The organism is Jejuia spongiicola, assembly GCF_023502325.1.
Lineage (GTDB): Bacteria > Bacteroidota > Bacteroidia > Flavobacteriales > Flavobacteriaceae > Wocania_A > Wocania_A spongiicola.
In genome coordinates this window covers 1-16,647 of sequence record NZ_JAMFLZ010000008.1, presented here as the reverse complement: position 1 = coordinate 16,647, position 16,647 = coordinate 1, and the positions used below count along the sequence as shown (strand labels likewise).

Annotated in this window: 12 protein-coding genes; 4 read left to right on the top strand and 8 right to left on the bottom strand. The window is 32.5% G+C overall.

Features of this window, described 5'->3' with window-relative positions; translation table 11 throughout:
* Positions 1–148 precede the first annotated feature (148 nt).
* From M3P09_RS15250 to M3P09_RS15235, 4 genes are read left to right on the top strand one after another with little or no spacing between them, the layout of a single operon-like run.
* Positions 149–3,619: a TonB-dependent receptor gene (locus M3P09_RS15250; protein WP_249973799.1), complete on the top strand. Its 3,471-nt coding sequence runs from the start codon at positions 149–151 to the stop codon at positions 3,617–3,619.
* A gap of 36 nt (positions 3,620–3,655) precedes the next feature.
* The gene (locus M3P09_RS15245) at positions 3,656–5,581 is read left to right on the top strand and encodes a RagB/SusD family nutrient uptake outer membrane protein (protein WP_099562966.1); all 1,926 of its coding nucleotides are present in this window, start codon (positions 3,656–3,658) and stop codon (positions 5,579–5,581) included.
* Between the two features lie 27 nt (positions 5,582–5,608).
* Positions 5,609–6,838 (top strand): DUF5000 domain-containing lipoprotein, encoded by a 1,230-nt coding sequence (locus M3P09_RS15240; RefSeq protein WP_249973798.1) that lies wholly within the window; start codon positions 5,609–5,611, stop codon positions 6,836–6,838.
* 30 nt (positions 6,839–6,868) lie between these two features.
* The gene (locus M3P09_RS15235) at positions 6,869–8,065 is read left to right on the top strand and encodes a DUF4998 domain-containing protein (protein WP_249973797.1); all 1,197 of its coding nucleotides are present in this window, start codon (positions 6,869–6,871) and stop codon (positions 8,063–8,065) included.
* Between the two features lie 504 nt (positions 8,066–8,569).
* Here M3P09_RS15235 and M3P09_RS15230 read toward each other — a convergent pair.
* From M3P09_RS15230 to M3P09_RS15195, 8 genes are all read right to left on the bottom strand, one after another.
* Positions 8,570–10,234: an L-lactate permease gene (locus M3P09_RS15230; RefSeq protein ID WP_249973796.1), complete on the bottom strand. Its 1,665-nt coding sequence runs from the start codon at positions 10,232–10,234 to the stop codon at positions 8,570–8,572.
* A 220-nt stretch (positions 10,235–10,454) separates the two neighbouring features.
* On the bottom strand, positions 10,455–10,895 hold the full coding sequence (locus M3P09_RS15225) for a nucleoside deaminase (RefSeq protein WP_249973795.1): 441 nt from the start codon (positions 10,893–10,895) through the stop codon (positions 10,455–10,457).
* A gap of 79 nt (positions 10,896–10,974) precedes the next feature.
* Positions 10,975–11,295 carry a hypothetical protein gene (locus M3P09_RS15220; RefSeq protein ID WP_249973794.1) on the bottom strand — a complete coding sequence of 107 codons (321 nt, stop codon included), beginning with the start codon at positions 11,293–11,295 and terminating at the stop codon, positions 10,975–10,977.
* Positions 11,296–11,364: 69 nt separating this feature from the next.
* On the bottom strand, positions 11,365–12,090 hold the full coding sequence (locus M3P09_RS15215) for a hypothetical protein (RefSeq protein ID WP_249973793.1): 726 nt from the start codon (positions 12,088–12,090) through the stop codon (positions 11,365–11,367).
* A gap of 117 nt (positions 12,091–12,207) precedes the next feature.
* Positions 12,208–12,780 carry a hypothetical protein gene (locus M3P09_RS15210; RefSeq protein ID WP_249973792.1) on the bottom strand — a complete coding sequence of 191 codons (573 nt, stop codon included), beginning with the start codon at positions 12,778–12,780 and terminating at the stop codon, positions 12,208–12,210.
* Positions 12,781–12,917: 137 nt separating this feature from the next.
* Complete coding sequence (locus M3P09_RS15205; RefSeq protein ID WP_249973791.1) at positions 12,918–14,873, bottom strand: OmpA family protein; 1,956 nt, start codon at positions 14,871–14,873, stop codon at positions 12,918–12,920.
* A 12-nt stretch (positions 14,874–14,885) separates the two neighbouring features.
* Entirely contained in the window at positions 14,886–15,806 is a 921-nt protein-coding gene (locus M3P09_RS15200; RefSeq protein ID WP_249973790.1) for a PorP/SprF family type IX secretion system membrane protein, read from the bottom strand.
* 12 nt (positions 15,807–15,818) lie between these two features.
* Positions 15,819–16,647 (bottom strand): T9SS type B sorting domain-containing protein (locus M3P09_RS15195; RefSeq protein WP_249973789.1); only part of this gene is annotated, 829 nt, incomplete at its 5' end.

The following is a 16,647-nucleotide window of genomic DNA, read 5'->3' as shown; positions in this document are numbered from 1 at the left end:
AAAAAAAACCGGAAAATGCGCGAACATTTTCCGATTAACTCTTAGTGACTTAAAAACATGTTAAATCACAAACCAAAACAAAAGTATGAAAAAATTCAACTTGAGTAAGCTTTTACTATGTAAAAGGTTATTTAAATTCGATTTAAAAATGAAACTAACAACACTTTTTCTAATAGTTTCTTTGTTCCAAATACAAGCAAATAACTCGTATTCTCAAAACACTAAAGTTTCATTAAAATTAGATAATGTAAGTTTAGAAGACGTTTTTAAAAAAATTGAATCTTTATCAGAATTCAAATTCTTATTTAATCATAAAAAAATTAATGTAGATAAGATAGTTTCTGTAGATGTTAAAAATAAACGTATTTCTGATATTCTAAAATCACTACTATCAGACACAAATATTTCTTTTACATTAAGTAATAAACATATTATTCTCAAACATCGTTTAAAAGAGCTTAAGGCACAGCCATTAAGTGTCAAAAAGGTAGACTTTTCAATTCAAACATCAACAGTTAAAGGTACAATTACTGATGAATTTGGAATACCTCTTCCTGGTGCTAATATTCTTGAAAAGGGAACATCCAATGGTACTCAATCTGATTTTGATGGTAATTACACACTTAAAGTTATTAATAATAAAGCTATCATAGTTATTTCCTATGTAGGTTATAAAACACAAGAGGTAATTGTAGGATCTAAAACAACAATAAATGCTAAATTGGTAGAAGATGCTGCTGGTTTAGGAGAAGTTGTTATAGTAGGCTTTGGTACTAAAAAGAAGGATGCAGTTGTGGGAGCCATAAGTACAGTTAAACCAAGCGAATTAAAAATACCTTCAAGTAATCTTACTACATCTTTAGCAGGTAGAGTTTCTGGTCTAATCTCTTTTCAAAACAGTGGAGAACCAGGCGCAAATAATGCAGAGTTTTTTGTGCGAGGAGTTGCTTCATTTAATGGGCAAAATGGTCCATTAATTTTAATTGATGGAGTTGAGTTAACCGTAGACGATTTGGCGAGATTACAACCAGATGATATAGACAGTTTTTCGGTGCTAAAAGATCCAACAACAACTGCTATTTATGGAGCCAGAGGTGCTAATGGAATTATTTTAGTAACCACTAAATCTGGTATTCAAGGAAAGCCAGTAATAAATATGAGATACGAAACATCGTATAGCCAACCCGTATCATTAATTGATTTGGCAGACCCTTTAACACATATGCGTTTACAAAACGAAGCGGGTAGAACTAGAGGAGAATTTGCAACCTTTACAGAAAGAGAGATTGATGGGGTTGAGCGAGGGTTAAACCCTAATGTTTTTCCAACAGTTGACTGGTATGATACTTTGTTTAATGATTTTTCTTTGTCCTCTAGATTTAACCTTAACATAAGAGGTGGTGGAGATAAAGTACGCTATTATGTAGCAGGTTCTTATAATACCGATAATGGAGCTTTAAAAAGTGATGGTGCAAATAATTTTAATAATAATATAAAGTTTAACCAATACCTTTTAAGATCAAATATTAATATTGATTTGCATGAAAACACAGAGATGATTGTACGATTGCATTCAACTATAGATGATCTCAGAGGCCCTTTATCAGGAGGTAGTAGTATTTATAATGCAGCAGTTCGAACCAGCCCAGTGCGTTTTCCTGCTGTTTTTGAACCTGATGAAACTTTAATTGGACTTCCTCATATTCCATTTGGTAATGACACTGGTCCTCGCCTTTTTGCTAGTTCAAATAATGCAGCATGGTTTAACCCTTATGCAGATTTGCAAAGAGGTTATAGAGACTATAGAAGACAATTATCTTTAGTTCAATTAGAACTAAAACAAGATTTAAGCTCTATTACACCAGGGCTTAGAGGGCGTTTTTTAGGAAATATAAATACAACCTCATCCTTTGAAAACAGACGTTCTTATACACCTTATTTTTATAGAGTGTCTTCTTATGACCCTTCAAGTGGAGACTACCGTTTAGCAAGAGCAAATGAGGAAGGTAATGAAGCTTTAGAGTTAGAGAATGGTGAGAGAACCAATAATTCTGTAATCTATATGGAAGCAGCTGTAGATTATGCTAAAACTTTTAACGAAAAGCATACAGTTACTGGACTATTAGTTGGTACAGCACGAGACTTTTTAGATGGTAATGCTGGTAATGTAGAACTTTCGCTACCTAGTAGAAACTTAACATTAGCTGGTCGTTTTAATTATGATTATGATACCCGTTTTTTTGTAGAGGCAAATTTTGGTTATAATGGTTCAGAACGTTTTGCAAAAAAGAATCGTTTTGGTTTTTTTCCTTCTTTTGGAGCTGCTTGGTTAGTATCTAACGAAAAGTTTTTCAAATCAGAAGTTATTAGCAAGCTTAAACTAAGAGTATCTTATGGTTTTGTTGGTAATGATCAGATTGGAAATTCTAGAACAGACCGTTTCTTTTACCTTTCAAATGTAGATATTAATGGAGGTAATGGTTACCGTTTTGGAGAAAACTTCGATAACCCTATTGGAGGCGTTAGAATTAATAGATATGCAAATCCGCAAGTAACTTGGGAGACCTCCGAAAAAGTAAATATTGGTTTAGAGTTAAATTTGTTTAATGATGCAATTCAATTAAGAACTGATATTTTTCAAGATTACAGAAGCAGTATTCTTCAAACAAGACAGGACATTCCTTCTACTTTAGGGTTACAGGCACAATTACAAACAAATGTTGGCGAAGTAAAATCTTATGGTATAGATGGATCGCTAGATGTAAACCATTCTTTTAGTAAAGATTTTTGGGTACAAGGAAGAGCTACTTTTGTTTTTGCAGATAATGAATTTAAAGTTTTTGAAGAAGCAAATTATGCAGCTATTGGAGCACCATGGCGTTCAAATATCGGAAACCATACCAATATATCTCAGGGTTTTATTGCTGAACGTCTTTTTGTAGATGATATAGAAGCTATTAATTCCCCAGTACAGTTTGGTACTCCAGGTATAGATTATGGAGGTGGAGATATTAAATATAAAGACTTAAATAATGATGGAAAAATAAGTGATTTAGATAGAGCTCCAATAGGGAAGCCTCAAGTGCCTAAGATTACTTATGGTTTTGGAGTCTCAGTAGGTTATAAACGCTGGGATTTAAATGCCTTTTTTCAAGGCGTAGGCGAACGATCATTCTTTATTAGTCCTAATAATACAGGCCCCTTTTTAAACAGTTTTACTTCTGATCGTTTTCAATTTGGTGGAAATGGAGTGCTTGGAGAAAATGGCCTATTACAAGCCTATGCAGACAGTCATTGGTCTGAAGAAAACAGAGATATTTATGCATTGTACCCAAGGCTTTCCACTACTGTAATCGAGAATAACCACCAAACAAGCACCTTTTGGTTAAGAGATGGATCGTTTCTTAGATTAAAACAATTAGAAATTGGTTTTAATCTTTTAGATGAGAATAAAAAATTAGGATCTATGGAAGGGCTACAAAGATTTAGACTATATGTTACAGGTAGTAATTTGGCAGTTTGGAGCAAATTCAAATTATGGGACCCAGAACTTGGAGGTAATGGTCTTAATTACCCTCTACAGCGAGTTATTAACTTTGGAGTACAGGTTGGTTTTTAACATGAACAGATATAATGAAAATTTAAAAAATTTATAATGAAAAAAATAAAAATAAGATTTATAAAAGGCACGTTGACTTTGTTAATGTTAACGATAGGAATTTCTTGTTCAGAATATCTGGATGTGGTTCCAGATAATATTGCAGTAATAGAAGATGCTTTTGAGACTCGTGATAATGCAGAACGTTTTTTAGCTACTTTATATGGCTATCTTCCAAGATTTGAAGAGCCATCAGTGAGCAACCCTGCTTTAGTTGCAGGAGATGAAATTTTCTTAAATGATAACGCCATGGGTACTACTCCATGGGCTTCGCATAGACTGTCTACTGGAGGACAAAATGTAAATAACCCTTTATTAGGTTACTGGGGAAATAGTAATATTGGTGGGAGTAATTTATTTATTGCACTAAGAGATTGTAATATTTTTTTAGAAAACCTAGACAAACCATTCGATCTTGAAATAGATGAAAAAACTAGATGGGAAGCAGAAGCAAAATTTCTAAAAGCATATTACCATTTTTACTTAATGCGCATGTATGGTCCTATACCAATTACAGATAAGAATATTGATGCAGGAGCTGGTACAGATGCTGTTCGGGTTATTCGTAAACCTATAGATGAGGTAACAGACTATATTGTACAGCTTTTAGATGAAGCCATTCCTAATTTGCCAGCTAATATTTTTGATTCTGAAGAATTTGGAAGAATTTCTGCGCCTATTGCTGCTGCAATAAAAGCTAGAGTTTTGGTAACAGCTGCAAGCCCGTTTTTTAATGGGAATACAGATTATTCTACATTTACAGATGCAGAAGGGACTCCTTTTTTTAATCAAACATTTAGTGATGAAAAATGGGAAATGGCTGCAAAAGCTTGTCAAGAAGCTATTGAAATATCAGAAAACTCAGGACTAGCACTTTACAAGTACGATAGAAAAATTGCTGGCCTATCAGAAAGAACATATACTAAATTAGATATAAGAAATAGCTTAGCAGAAAGATGGAATGACGAAGTAATATGGGCGGCGACAGGCAGTTTAGTAGCTGGTTTACAAAATAGAGCACAAGGTATTGTAGACCCTAATGTAGTAGCAGAAAGAAGAGAGGTTATTCAAAATAATTATTCACCTCCTTTAGTTATTGCAGAAATGTTTTATACAGAAAATGGACTTCCTATAGATGAAGACCCAAGTTTTGACTATGCGAATCGTTATGATGTAGCTATTGCAGATGCTACAGAAGCAAATTATATACAAGAAGGTTTTGAAACAGCAAAACTACACATGAAAAGGGAACCACGTTTTCATGCGTCATTAGGTTTCGATGGTGGAGTTTGGTTACAGCAACCTAGAATAGAGGAATCTAATCCTTTTATTTATAGAGGTAAAAAAGACGAAATATCTGGTCAATTAGATAATAGTAGATATTCAATTAGTGGATATTTAGCAAAAAAAATTGTTAACTTCAATAATACCTTAAACCTTGGTCCTGGTGGTAGCGGATTTAGCGTTAGACCTTATGGTTTTCCAGTAATTAGGCTATCAGGATTATACCTACTATATGCCGAAGCTTTAAATGAATCTAATAGTATTGGCGAAGCGCAAGTTTGGATTGACAAAGTTAGAGACAGAGCAGGGCTTAATGGTGTTGTAGATTCTTGGGCAACTTCAACTAATCCTTCAAAACCAACAACAAAAGATGGTTTAAGAAGCATTATTCAGCAAGAACGTATGATTGAGTTGGTATTTGAAGGACAACGTTTTTGGGATATAAGGCGATGGAAACGTGCTAGTGAATTTTTAAATAAAGATGTTCAAGGCTGGAATATTTTAGGGAAAACTACTAGTGAATATTATAATGTCATATCCGTAGGAACCTTAAAATTTTCATCTAGAGATTATTTATGGCCAATTTCTGAAACGGATATTATTAGTAATAATAAATTAATTCAGAACCCTGGCTGGTAATCGTAAAACAATAAAAATATTAATATTATGAAAAAAAATAGAATCATATTTTTTAAAATATTTGTCATACTATTTGTGTCTATATTCTCTTTTTCTTGTGATGAAGAAGAAAGAGGACCTTTAGTTACAGATGGTGTTGCACCAGACCCAATAACGGAAGTTATTGTAACTAATTTGCATGGAGGAGCAAAAATTGAATACAAATTACCATCAACTGAAGATGCTTTATTTGTTCAAGCCACCTATATAAGAAATGGTAAAGAAGTTACAACAAGTACGTCTGTTTTTGATAATTCGGTTACTTTAGAAGGTCTAAGAAGCACGAGTACACAAGAGGTAAAACTTCAAGTTGTAGATAGAAGTAATAATAAGTCTTCAACAGTTTTAGCATCTATTAACCCTCTAGAAGCTCCAATAGATAAAATGCATAAAACTATTGATCTTCTTCCTGCATTTGGTGGTGTTGGTTTTAGTTATGATAATTCTGATAATATACAAGTAGAAGTATTGCTATATGTTAAAGACCCAGCATCAAATCTTTATATATACAATCAATCATTGTTTTTAACTCAAAGCGATGCAGGCGGTATTTATACTTTTAGAAGTTTTCCACCAGAAGCTCAAGATTTTGCAATTGAAATGGTAGATCGTTATGATAATATTACAGAGCGCTATATAGAAACCATCACTCCAATTGAAGAAGTGGAATTGGATCGGCAAGAGTTTACGGAAGCTAAGCTTACTGGGGATATTGAGACTGGAGCATTTGGATGGGTATTTAATAACATTCTTAACAACAATATAGGAGGAAGTGGAATGCATACTTCGCAAACAAGCCCAGGAGAGGTTGTTCCTCCTTATACAGAGTCTTACCATATTTTTACTATTGATTTGAATGTAACTAGAAAACTAAGTCGTTTTATTTGGTGGCATAGACAAGGCGATTGGGCTTTTCACCATGGTAACCCTAGATTTTATGATATTTGGGTTACAGATGTAATTCCTGCAGATAATGGTGCTTCATTAGACGGGTGGACACTTATACAAGAAGCAGAATCAATTAAACCCTCAGGAACACCTTCAGGTTTTGGACAGGCCACACCAGCAGATAGAGAAAGAGCAGCACTAGGTGAAACTATAGAGTTTCCTTTAACAATACCTCCTATGCGATATATTCGATTTGTTACCAAACGAAATTGGGCAAATGCTAAGTTTGTTCATTTAATGGAGGTTGAAGTATACGGTAGTCCAGAATAGTTTAAATATTGAATTTTAAAAATTTTAATTATGAAGAAAACATATTATAAAAAAAAATGTTGGTACATATTGGCTATACTTCTACTTGTTATGGCATGCGACAGTACACGAGATACTTATGAAGAGTTCTTTAAAGATGGAGAAACTATTTATATCGGTAAACCAAATAGTTTTACAGTAAGTCATGGTTTTAATAAGGTTCGCGTCACAATTAATCTTAATAGCGACCCTAAAATAACAAAAGGAACTATAACATCTAATGATGGTACTGTTAATCATGAATTTGATATTCAGCGTACTACTAATGGAAGCGAAGATGTTACTGTAGAACTTGATTTAGAAGAAAAGGATTATACATTTAGCGTTGTACTATCTGATAATAAAGGAAATTCTTCTGTTCCTGAAGAGCTAATAGTTAGAGTTTATGGTGAAAAATACAACGCTACATTGTTAGCCAGGTCTATTGAAACATTAGAAACTGAATCAGATATAGTAATTACATGGGGAGATGTTCCTGACGGAGCGATTGAAACATTATTTACTTATATCGATGGCTCTGGAACAGAACAAACTATAAATATAGCTAATGAAGATTCTGAGACTACATTACCTAATATTACCTTTGGAAGCCCCTATAAAATTGAAAGTTCTTTTTATCCAGAAGAAGGAGCTTTTGAAACATTTAGCGGAACCTCAGAAAGTAATTTCCCTAACCAAATATTTTTAGTAGATAATTCATTAGTTATACCTCTTAAACTACCATTTGATGCAACTGATGGGTGTTATGGCTCAAATTATGGTAGATTGTTAGACGGTGCTACTGGCGAGTTTTGGCACAGTTGTGATAGTCCTGAAGACCTATATCCTTTTATTATGAGTTTCGACATGGGTTCTCCTATTAGTTTGGCTAAGTTTAAATTGGACGAAAGAAGTGCATGTTGTGGTAGTAGAAGCCCAGCTAATATGCAGTTTTGGGGAACTAATGATATTACTCTAGGTGAAACCACAGTAGACATTGATGCTGCAGATATAGCTACATGGGAAGCAGACGCTACTGCAAAGGGTTGGGTTAAAGTTGGAGCGTTTAATAATAATTCTGATCAGACCTTAACTAAAGAAATAACTGCTAGCGCAGAGAGATACAGATATCTTCGCTTAGTTTTCATTAGTTCTATAGATGGAGGAACTACAGCGAACTTTGATGAATTAACGTTTTGGACAGAGTGATTTAGTTATGTAGCTTATTATAGTTAATTCATTATTTAACTATAATAAGTTTTAATGGCTATGATGATTATGTATTTCATTTTTATGTGAGTAGACTTAGGTAAACTATCATATAACTTGTGTAAATATTAAATTATAGTTTAATTAGTTTTTTAAAGAGTTAATATATTTATATGTATTGGCTCTTTTTTTATTAAAACCAATTAGCTTAAAGAAAAAAATCAAAAAATAAAAAACCTGTAAACTTAAGTGTTTACAGGTTTTTTTAATGTGGAGTCGGAGAGACTACCCATGAAATTAAAAATATAGTATTTATAAGGGCTGCGAAGTTATCAAAAATCTACTGACTCCGAATTAGCCCCTTTGATTAAAACTTTAACATTTTTAACATAATTGTGACTACTTGGGAGCAAATATTATTATGGACTTGCAAAAAAACAATTAAGCCAAGTGTGGTTAACAATAATTGGGAGTTCCATATTTAATACTAAGTTGATTTTAAATTTAAGCAATAAGTATAAGTCCAATGATTCCAACAACGACCAAATAATAAATGGTAGGAATAATGGTCTTTTTAAGAACCAGCCCCTCCTTCCCTAAAAAACCAACCGTAGCACATGCCGCAACTACATTATGAATGGCAATCATATTTCCTGCAGCCGCCCCAACGGCTTGCAATGCTACAATAACCACAGTGGGCATTTCTAAATTTGTTGCAACACCAAATTGAAATAAGGTGAACATTAGATTACTTATGGTGTTACTGCCTGCAATAAATGCCCCTAAGGCTCCAATAGAAGGTGCAAATAAAGGGTAGACACTTCCAACCTTAGCCGCTACAAATTTGGCCATGGCAATTGGCATTCCCGGCAACTCTGAAGGATTAACTCCCGAATTAATATAAATACGCACCATAGGAACCGTAAATATTAATACAAAACCTGCACCCCATAACATCTTAACACTTTCAAGAAAAGCCATTTTTACTGCATCCTTTTTCATTTTGTGTAAAAGAATTGTTATAATACCCACAACTAATAAAATAGCTCCTGGTAAATACAGTGGAGCACTTTCTGCTGTAATGGATGTTCCAAAAATATCAGCCCAACTTACTTTTACACTCAACAACCAACTTTTAATTGGCAACTGTGTTAATCTTGATAAAACTAATAGGCTAGCCAGTAATACGTATGGCACCCAAGCTTTTGCAAGTGACATATTTATTTTTTCATCACCGTTGTTTAATTTAACATTTAATGTTCCAATCCAATGTGATGGCCATTTTGATTCTTCTTCAAAATTCCAGATTTTTTTAGGCATTAAAAACCCACGTTTTGCAGCAAACACAACTATTGGAATTCCAATAAGAGCTCCTAACAACGATGGAAATTCTGGACCTAAAAAGATACCAGTTATAGCATAAGGCACTATAAAGGCAAGCCCACCTAATAAAGTAAAAGGAAACACCTCTAATCCTTCTTTCCATGATTTGTTTTTTCCAAAAAAGCGCGTCATCATACATACCATAAGTGTTGGAATCAATACTCCTGCGATACCATGTAATACTACTATCTGAGAGGTTACTAGTTGAATATAATCTGAAAACTCCAATGCTGAACTGGTAAGTTCAGTGGTTAATTCAGGGCTTTGTATGCCACCGCTTATTCCAACCAAAATAGGTGTTCCGACAGCTCCAAAGGTTACCGCTGTACTTTGTACCATCATACCTAGTATTACAGCGCAAAAGGTAGGAAAACCAAGACCTACTAATAAGGGTGCTACAACCGCAGCAGGTGTTCCAAACCCTGCGGCACCTTCAATGAAAGAACCAAATAACCATGTAATAATTACTACCTGTATTCTTCTATCCTTAGTAATATTTGTAAATCCATGACGGATAACAACAATGGCTCTTGAATACTTTAAAATATTTAAAAGGACAATGGCTCCAAAAATTATAAATAAGATATCAAAGGTGATAAATAACCCTTGAAAACTTGATGCAAGAATGTGCAAAGCAGAAATATCCCAAGCAAAAAAGGCAATGATAACGGTAGTAAGAAAACACAAAGGCATGGCTTTTTTTGCAGGGAGCCTAAGCCCTATTAAAAGTATGGCAGCAGACAGAATTGGTATAAACGCTAAAAGCGCTAATAAAGATGTTGACATATTAGTTTGGTTTTAGTTTGAAAATATTGTGATTTTATCGACTTTTTTTATTTATTGCAGACGTGTTTGCGAATTATTTTATGGGCGATAGTGTCTGATTCATTTTACGTAGTAACCTAATGACAATTTGTAAGATTGAATTTCTGAAAGGAAATTCAGCCGTAATTAATTATTCAATCACATCTTAAGTTTTTACTCTATAATCTTTAAATACTTAAATTTATATTCCAATATCTTCATTCCATAATTGAGGTTTTTCATTGATGAATTTTTTCATCATAGTTATACATTCTTTATCGTTTAAAACAACAACTTCAACCCCTTTAAATCTTAATAAATCCTCTTCTCCTAAAAATGTTTTGTTTTCTCCAATAACTACTTTTGGGATTCCATATAGAATAATAGTTCCAGTACACATTGGGCAAGGTGAAAGTGTAGTATATAATATACTCTCTTTGTAAATATTAGCTTTTTGTCTTCCAGCATTTTCAAAAGCATCCATTTCTCCATGTAATACAACGCTACCTTCTTGTATTCGTTTATTATGTCCTTTTCCTAAAATTTTGTTTTTATATACTAATACCGAACCTATTGGTATTCCTCCTTCTTGCAATGCTATTTTAGCTTGATTAATAGCTTCTTCAAAAAACAAATTTCTCATATTAAAGTGAATTTATACAGATTATTTTTAATTTTTATTATCGGTTAACTCTAAGCTACTATTATTCCACATATTTGAATCAACTCTTAAAAACATTATCGATAGCGCTTACAACTTCATCTTTACTTGTTATCTGCCAATCTAAATACTCATCAAAGTTGAATTTGTCTCCTTTAGATGTGTTTGCCATAAATTTATAAAATAAGGATTCGTAATATTCTTTTGCTAAGCAAAAATCATCAAGTTTTCCTTTGTATTTTTGGGATAAAATGACATTATTAGAAACAAAGTATTCGAGTAGAAAATCTAATCTTACCCAATAATTACCATCACTTCCTATCCAAGCTTCAGTTACTTCTCCTAGTTGTTCAATATATTTTAGTTTAAATTTATTATTCATTTTAATTTTTTTTTATTCAGTATATAGAATTACATGAATATTCTACAACTTTTTGTAAAGTAACTTTTGTTAACTGCTTAATTTCATATTCATCTTTAAATCATTGATGAAGATTGCAAAAAACCGTATTGATTCATCAATATTAAGCATGATTTCCTGTGGTTTGAATTCGTTTCTAATAATAGTACTCTGCTTTTCCAAATTCCCCTTTTTTGAATAATCTGCTCTATAAGCTTTCTGATTTTCAGGAAATTTATGTGTGAAACTATTTCTAATTTTATAAGTGCTTTTAATGTGTTCTTCTAAACTAACTAACCGTTCCTCTATAAAACTATCAGTCATTTTTTTTTTAATACTTTTTGCAGAAACCTTATTTTCTTCAATATTTAGATTATAGTAGATGTTTAATATTTGAAATGCAATATTTTTTGACGAAATCAAAACATTATACACAGTCTCAGCATAAATGTCAAACTGTAGTCTATAAATATATCTATCTTTTGATGGTTCAGCTCCATTTTTAATTAAATATTGGTTGTGATTTTTTAAAGTATGTACATAAGCACTTTTTAACTTAATAAAGTTTTTGCGAATACAAGTATCCCACCAATTAAGATTCTTTTCTTTATTGTCTTGATAGTAAGATTTCTTATTTTTTAAAATTGATTTAATACTATTATTATATTCAAATCCAAATGTAGTAAGGCTAGGAATACTTATTTTGCTTTTTGTTCCTTCTGTTTTTAAAGGATATTTAAAATCGTCAGATTTAATAATTTTTATATTCTTTTTCATTTTTTTAGTTTATGTTAGGTTAAATAAGGTAACTTATGTATAATAAAAGTCTACTAAACTTAGCTTTGATTAATTACTAATTAACACGTGTTTTTACGGTGTTGGTAACAATATTTTTTATGATTGCCATGAATTAATTAGAGCATTTTTATCAAAAATCCAATTACCATTTATTTTTTTAAAAGTCAAAATATATCCACCACCACTCATTATTGCATACTTTCCTTTATTCTTTTTACTCACAACCCAATTATTTGATAATCCAATCTTTGCTGTTTCATTATTAATCACAATATTACCTATAATCAGATATAAGAAATCATCTGTTTTGTCAGATATTGCTTGTATTTCCAATTTTGATTTAATACAAAATCTAACTTTTTCTATTTGAGTAGGAACATCTTTTGGGTCAATCAGGTTTTCTTGAGGTTTATCTAACCAATAATGAAATTTAGAATATGAAACATTATTAATATATATGTTCATCTTGTCTTTAATCAATTTATAGCTAGGAATATCTTTTTTAGACACTACAGCTCTTTCCAAAATCGCATAAATCAATTGTTTTGTGTCAGTATCAGCTTTAAAATCGGATGTTCTATTGTAATCAAAAAAATCGCTGTGTGTATATAGTTTCTTTGAACAATTAAGCATTGGAAACATAAAAATTAGAAAAGCAATTTTCCTCATAAAAGCGGTTTTTATATTGTTATAAACCAACTTAGTCATATTGATTATTTTCTTACCGTTATACATTTGTATTTGAATACCTACACAAATAGTTAAAGGGGTTATTATGTAATTGTCTCAATTGTTTAAGACATTTTTTATTTTTCGTCTTTTTTACAATCAACAATTTTAAAATAAGAGCGTCTGTTCTTTTGGTGTGCAGCTTCTTTTTCTGCTCTAGTAGGCATATTATCTATTTCATTATCACCTATAAGTTTTTTACGCTCTCCATAACCTGTAGCGCTTACAATACGTTTGGCAGCAATACCTCTTGAGATAATATAGTCTCTTGTTGATTTTGCTCTTCTGTCCGATAACCTATCGTTGTATTTTAAATTACCTCTTCTGTCGGTATGCGATTCAATGATGATTTTCATATCTGGATAAGCTCTAAGCGCATCTACTATGTTTTCAAGCTCATACTTTGAGTCAGTACGAATATTCGATTTATTAAAGTCAAAGAAAATGGGGTTAATAACAATTTCACAAGGAATGGCTAATAAGTTTTTTAAGTATAGGTCTGCGGTTATCATTTGGTTATTAAAGGCAGTTGTTGTAAGGCTTTGTAAATCATCTTCATAAACTGGCTTGCTCGCTCTTACACTATAGTTTTTTTTACAGTCAACTTCAAAATGATATTTACCATTTCCTATGGTAGTAACATGATTGATAATTTTACCAGATTGGTTTATAAGCTCAACTGTTGCTCCAGAAATTGGTTCCTTAGTTTCCTTATCTCTTACAATTCCTTTTACTATTTGTTTGCACTTATAAGTTGAAAAACTGTAAATATCGTCGTTACCTTTTCCTCCCGGACGATGAGATGAGAAATACCCAGTTTTAGTATCAGAATCCATGTAAAACGCAAAATCATCGTAGCCACTATTAAAAGGTGCTCTTAAATTTTCTACTGGAGCGTAAAAATCTTTTAAAAAGGCTGTTTTGTAAATGTCTAATAAACCAAGATTAATAAACCCATCAGAAGAAAAGTACATTGTACTATCTTTGGCTATAAAAGGAAACATTTCACGCCCTGGAGTATTGATAGCTGGACCTAAATTTCTAGGCTTACTATAATTATTTCCATCTTCAAGAATGTCAACCACATAAATATCTGTTTGACCTTGAGCATCTTCATGTTCACGGTCAGATACAAAATATAGTTTTGTGTTATCTGGATTTAATGCCGGATGACCAGTTGAAAACTTATCATTATTAAATTCAAGTTCTTCAATATTTTTCCAGTTTCCATTATCTAGAGTGGCTTTGTAGATTTTTAAATGGGTTGTTCCTTTATTGTCTGAATTTAATTTATTTCTCTTGCTTAAATTATCACGGGTAAAATAAATGGTTTTCCCATCATTAGTAATAGCAACTGTGGCTTCATGATATGGAGTATTGATACCTTGAGCATCAATAGATACTATGCTACCAAATTCTTTTACGCCATTTGTTTCATTTACGGTAGTTTCAAAAATATCCAAGTAAGGTTGCTCGTTCCAGTTGTAAATTTTTTTTCCTGTGACTTCCGAGTTTCTTGCTGATGCAAAAAACATGCGACCATTATATTCATAACCTCCAAAATCAGAATATTTAGTGTTTAAATCTAAGTTTACAACATTAATATAAACTTTGCTCATGGATGATAATTCATCGTAAACACTAAGGTCTGTAATTTCAGAAGCAATTCTTGAGTCTCCGCTTTGATATAGTTTGAATGTATCTAACCAAGCTTCAGCCTCTTGGTAGTTCCCTAAGCTGCGTTGTGTTTGAATGTATTTGTATAAATGGTCAGAACTAACTTCTTCAACATCCTTATCCAGCGCTTTTTTATACCATATGGCAGCTTTTTCGGAGTTTGAATTGTTATAATAACAATCTCCTAATCGAGTTAAAACGTGTACGCTATCATCACCATTTTTTACAGCATCTTCATATAACTCGCTTGCTTTTATGTAAGCGTAGCTTTCAAAAAACTTATCTGCTACTTTCGTTTGGGCAAAACTAAATGTGCCTGTAAGTACTAATATGATTAAAAATAATCTTGTCTTCATGGTAGTTGTATTTTAGAAATATCTTGGAGATTTTATACGTTTGACTTTAAATACTTCGAACATTAATAATATTTCGTGTGTACCATTTGAATATGGCCTGATATCAGAAATAGGATGTTCGTAAGCATATCCAATTCTTAGTTGTTTTGATACTTGAAAATCAACAATGCTTCCTAACGCGCCAGCAGATTCATTAAACCTGTAAGCAGCACCTAACCAAAGTTTTTCGTTGAATAAAAAATTGGCAGTTAAATCATATGATATTGGAGCGCCATTTGTAGCTTTTACTAAAAATGAAGGCTTTAGCTTTGTGTTTTTACTAAGGTTAACAACCATACCACCAGTTAAGTAATAGCTAATTCTTTCAAGATCTTCATAGTCTTCACTTTCGTGATAATCTGTTTTCAATATTCTTGGGGCTGATAGACCAACATACCATCTGTTGGTATGTAAAAATAAACCTGCTCCAATATTTGGGTTCCAACGATCTTCTATACCATATATTGCCGGATCGTTTGGTTCTGCATCTCTTAATTCTTGATCTATGCTATAAGATGTAAATCCACCTTTTAATCCAAAGGCGAGCTTTGTTTTTTCACTTATTTGAATTGTATATGAGAAATCTCCATAGATGTATGAAAAGTTCTCAAATCCTAATTCATCATTAATAAATGATAAACCTAATCCAACTTTTTCATTTCTCAATGGGGAATGAATTGAAAAGGTTTGAGTGGTTGGTCCTCCATCTATCCCTACCCATTGACTTCTATGAAGACCTACCAGACTCAGGGTTTCTCTGCTTCCTGCATAGGCAGGGTTTATTGAAATTGTATTGAACATATATTGCGTAAATTGCGGTAGCTGCTGACTGAATACAGCCGAGCTACATAACAAGGCTATTGCAATAATGTTGAATTTAATGCATTTTTTCATGATAGGTTAATTTTATTTGGTTCCTACGTATATCGATCCTGAGAAAGGACTTATTCCACTGTCTATTAGATTTAAAATATAGAAATATGTTCCAGTTGGGACTTTACCAGAGCTACCAGCAGATCTACTGTGAGCAAAACCGTTCCAATTATTTTCATAGTCATTATTTTCATATATTAAAGCTCCCCAACGATTGAATATTTGTACTTGTACAGTAAACCCACAGCCTTCAATTCCAGTTACAGAAAAGTATTCATTCCATTGGTCTCCATTTGCGGTTACAGCTTTTGAGATTATAACTCCATCACGATCATCACATGGTAGTGTTCTACAAGAATCATTTAAAGTAACGGTAACTTCAGTTTCAGTTGGACAATCACCAGTATTAGAGGTATACATGAAGGTATAAGTATCTTGAAGTTGTTCAAATGTATAGTTACCGTCAAAATCTAGTAAAGAAGTTGGGTTAAACAGACTTCCATTTATTGTTGCATTATTTGAAATAACTGACCATGTTCCGTCAAAATCAAAATCATCATTTAAAAGAGAAAATAAATCAAAATCCAAATCCTCATCAATACATAAGTCAGCAGTTCCTCCTGTTGCACCATTCACGGCAACAAAAACTGTTTGAGTATACATTTCGGGATTACCACATTCATCAATCACAGTCCAAGTTCGAATGATTTCATAATCGTTGGTAGTTCCGTTGTTGCTAGAAGTTTCTTCAAACTCAACAGTAATTTCTGATGAACAAGCATCTTCAAACTCTAATTCTGGAGCATCGGGAATATCACCACATGAAACTGAAACTTCAGTTTCAAATTCTGTAGTTGTAACA

What these genes read in the sequence shown, in the direction of transcription:
- M3P09_RS15250 (WP_249973799.1), top strand. Translation starts at nt 149, where the DNA reads ATGAAACTAACAACACTTTTTCTAATAGTTTCTTTGTTCCAAATACAA.
- M3P09_RS15245 (WP_099562966.1), top strand. Translation starts at nt 3,656, where the DNA reads ATGAAAAAAATAAAAATAAGATTTATAAAAGGCACGTTGACTTTGTTA.
- M3P09_RS15240 (WP_249973798.1), top strand. Translation starts at nt 5,609, where the DNA reads ATGAAAAAAAATAGAATCATATTTTTTAAAATATTTGTCATACTATTT.
- M3P09_RS15235 (WP_249973797.1), top strand. Translation starts at nt 6,869, where the DNA reads ATGAAGAAAACATATTATAAAAAAAAATGTTGGTACATATTGGCTATA.
- M3P09_RS15230 (WP_249973796.1), bottom strand. Translation starts at nt 10,234, where the DNA reads ATGTCAACATCTTTATTAGCGCTTTTAGCGTTTATACCAATTCTGTCT.
- M3P09_RS15225 (WP_249973795.1), bottom strand. Translation starts at nt 10,895, where the DNA reads ATGAGAAATTTGTTTTTTGAAGAAGCTATTAATCAAGCTAAAATAGCA.
- M3P09_RS15220 (WP_249973794.1), bottom strand. Translation starts at nt 11,295, where the DNA reads ATGAATAATAAATTTAAACTAAAATATATTGAACAACTAGGAGAAGTA.
- M3P09_RS15215 (WP_249973793.1), bottom strand. Translation starts at nt 12,090, where the DNA reads ATGAAAAAGAATATAAAAATTATTAAATCTGACGATTTTAAATATCCT.
- M3P09_RS15210 (WP_249973792.1), bottom strand. Translation starts at nt 12,780, where the DNA reads ATGAGGAAAATTGCTTTTCTAATTTTTATGTTTCCAATGCTTAATTGT.
- M3P09_RS15205 (WP_249973791.1), bottom strand. Translation starts at nt 14,873, where the DNA reads ATGAAGACAAGATTATTTTTAATCATATTAGTACTTACAGGCACATTT.
- M3P09_RS15200 (WP_249973790.1), bottom strand. Translation starts at nt 15,806, where the DNA reads ATGAAAAAATGCATTAAATTCAACATTATTGCAATAGCCTTGTTATGT.